The following is a 2,950-nucleotide window of genomic DNA, read 5'->3' as shown; positions in this document are numbered from 1 at the left end:
CTCAAGCCCGATGGGGTGTTGTTCGGCTGGGACATCGAGCGACCCGGTGGCGGCATCTCCCGGTTCGACATGCCGGGCGGCGATTTTCTGGAGACGCGGTACTGACCGATCGCCTTGATCGCCTCAAGGCCCGCGGCTAGTAGTTGCGCCCACCCTTGTACGCCGCGTGCGTGCGCGCGCGCAGCGGCGCCACGCGTTCGATGGCGGCCTGGGTGCGCGCCACCTGGGCGTGCGTGATCGCCAGGCCCAGGGCGTCCGCCGCGTCCTTGCCGGGCAGACCGGGCAGCTGCAGCAGGCGTTTCACCATTTCCTGCATCTGCTCCTTGGTGGCGCGGCCATGGCCGGCCACGGCCTTCTTGAGCTGCAGCGCGGTGTATTCGGCCACGCCCAGGCCATTGGCCACCAGGGCGGTGAGGCAGGCGCCGCGCGCCTGGCCCAGCAGCAGCGTGGCCTGCGGGTTCACGTTGACGAACACGATTTCGCACACCGCCACCTCGGGCTGGTAGCGGCGGGTCACCTCGGTGATGCCGTCGAACAGCACCTTCAGCCGCTCGGGCAGCAGGGCGCCATCCTTCGGGCTGGTCTGGATGGTGCCGCTGGCCACGTAGGCCAGGCGCGGGCCTTCAGTGTCGATGACGCCGAAGCCGGTGCACTGCAGGCCGGGGTCGATGCCGAGGATTCTCATGGGCGGTCGTGGCGCGGGCTCACAGCCCGAAGGTCCAGCGGACCGAATGGAAGAACACCGGCGCCGCGAAGCACAGCGCGTCGACGCGGTCGAGCAGGCCGGCCGCGCCGGTGACCGAGCGGCGCTCGCCGCCCCAGTTCGTCACGCCACGGTCGCGCTTGATGGCCTTCATCACCAGGTGGCCCAGCGAGCCCGCGACGCAGGCCACCAGGGCCATGGCCAAGGCCGGCAGGGGCTTGAAGGGCGTGAAGCCCGCCAGCAGCGCGCCCAGCAGGCCGCCGGCCAGTAGGCCCCAGCCCCAGCTGGCCCAGTGGAAGCTGGCGCTGATGGCCGGCGCCACCGGGCGCTGGCGGCCGCGCGCGGCGAGGTGCTGCACCAGCATGCAGGTTTGCACCACCAGCACCAGGAAGAAGACTAGGAAGGCGTTGTTGCCCAGCCAGCGCGGAAACTGCAACAGCATCAGCGCGGGCACGTGGCTGAGGCCGTAGACGCAGACCATGATGCCCCACTGGAGTTTGGCGCTTCGCTCCAGGAAGCGCTGCGGGTCGCCGCGCAGCGCGCTCACCACCGGCAGGGCCAGGAATACGTACACAGGGATGAAGACCGTGAACAGGTTGAATTGCGCGTTCCACACCAGCGCGTACTGGGCCGGCAGCACCACGAAGAAGGCCAGCACCAGGCTGCGGTGGTCGCCGCGCCGCGTGGGCGACAGGCTGATGAACTCGCGCAGGGCGAAGAAGGAGAGCACGCCGAACAGGGCGATGGACGGACCGCGGCCCATCACCCAGCCGATCCAGAACACCACGGCCATCAGCCAGGAGATGCGCAGCAGGTCGGCGTTGTCGTGGCGGCGGCGGGCCAGCGCGGGGTCGTCGCCATGCGCGCGGCGCTCGCGCAGCGAGAGCAGCACCCCCGCGACGGTGGCCAGGGCCAGCAGGCCGAACACCACGAGGAACAGCAGACCGACCTGCTGGTCGGAGGTAAGGCCGCGCAGGAAGCCGGTCATCAGACGTCCCTCAGCGCCATGACGGCGAGGCGCGCGCGCGCCAGGAAGTCGGCGCGCGGCTCGTCGGCGCCGGGCTTCACGGGTTCGCCGAAGGTCACGGTGCACAGCACGGGCACGGGCACCACCTCGCCCTTGGGCATCACGCGCTGCACGTTGTGGATCCAGGTGGGCACGAGCACCACCTCGGGGAACTTCATGGCCAGGTTGTACAGGCCGCTCTTGAAGGGCTGCGGGTCTTCCTCGAAACCGCGCGTGCCCTCGGGGAAGAGGATGAGCGAGTCGCCGCTCTCCAGGGCGGCGATCAGCGGCGCCAGCGGGTCCTCGTCGCCCTTTCGTTCGCGTTCCACGTAGACGGCGTTGAACACTTCGGTGGTGATCCAGCGCTTGAGCGGCGAGGCGGTCCAGTAGTCCTTGGCGGCGATGGGCCGCGTGATGCCGCGCAGTTCCTTGGGCAGCGCGGCCCAGATCAGCACCAGGTCGGCGTGGCTTTGGTGGTTGGCGAAGTAGATGCGCTGCTCGGCCTTGGGCGGCGCGCCGTACCAGCGCGCCTGCGCGCCGGTGAGCAGGCGCACCAGGCCCAGCAGGAGGTAGCCGACGGCGGAGGCGGCGAGGCGCATGTCAGGGCAGTTTGACGTCGCCCATGCGGGCGACGATGGTGGCGGTGCGGCGCGCCAGGTAGGCCGAGCCCTGGCGCGTCTCGAAGAAGCGCGGCGAAGGCAGCATCACCGCCAGGCGCGCGGCCTCGTAGGCGCTGAGGCGCGCGGCCGGCTTGTTGAAGTAGCGCTGCGCGGCGGCCTCGGCGCCGAACACGCCTTCGCCCCATTCCACGCTGTTCAGGTAAATCTCGAGGATGCGGCGCTTGTCCAGCAGCAGTTCGAGCATCAGGGAGAGCACCAGCTCCTGGCCTTTGCGCAACAGCGTGCGCTCGCCCGACAGCAGCAGGTTCTTGGCGAGCTGCTGGGTGATGGTGGAGCCGCCCACCACCTTGGCCTCGCGCACGGGGCGGTTGGGGTTCTGCGCGGCGCGGCGCTCGGCCTGCTCCTGGCGGCGCTCGTTTTTCTGCCAGGCCTTTTCGATGGCGGTCCAGTCCACGCCGCCGTGGTCGAAGAAGCCGGCGTCCTCGGAGGCCACCACGGCGCGCCACAGGTTCGGGCTGATCCGCTCGCCGTCGACCCAGCGCTGGCGCCAGCGCCACTGGGTCTCGCCGCGCGCGCTGGCGGTGGCCACGCGCCAGGCCTCGGAGCGCTGGAAGGCGGTGC

The 2,950-nt window shown here is 70.5% G+C and carries 4 protein-coding genes; all 4 read right to left on the bottom strand.

Features of this window, described 5'->3' with window-relative positions:
• Positions 1 to 136 precede the first annotated feature (136 nt).
• Positions 137 to 685 (bottom strand): crossover junction endodeoxyribonuclease RuvC, encoded by a 549-nt coding sequence (gene ruvC, locus BGO22_RS07205; protein ID WP_070399077.1) that lies wholly within the window; start codon positions 683 to 685, stop codon positions 137 to 139.
• Positions 686 to 704: 19 nt separating this feature from the next.
• On the bottom strand, positions 705 to 1,691 hold the full coding sequence (locus tag BGO22_RS07200) for a phosphatidate cytidylyltransferase (protein WP_070399076.1): 987 nt from the start codon (positions 1,689 to 1,691) through the stop codon (positions 705 to 707).
• A complete protein-coding gene (locus BGO22_RS07195) occupies positions 1,691 to 2,308 on the bottom strand; it encodes a lysophospholipid acyltransferase family protein (RefSeq protein ID WP_070399075.1) in 618 nt (205 codons plus the stop codon). Before BGO22_RS07195 ends, BGO22_RS07200 begins: the two co-directional genes overlap by 1 nt.
• 1 nt (position 2,309) lies before the next feature.
• The coding region (gene mtgA / locus BGO22_RS07190; RefSeq protein ID WP_286849791.1) for a monofunctional biosynthetic peptidoglycan transglycosylase at positions 2,310 to 2,950 on the bottom strand (641 nt) is incomplete at its 5' end.

This window comes from Hydrogenophaga sp. 70-12, from assembly GCF_001897365.1.
In the GTDB taxonomy this organism is placed as follows: Bacteria; Pseudomonadota; Gammaproteobacteria; order Burkholderiales; family Burkholderiaceae_C; genus Hydrogenophaga; species Hydrogenophaga borbori.
The sequence above is the reverse complement of the archived record's forward strand: the minus strand, read 5'-3'. Positions and strand labels throughout refer to the sequence as shown.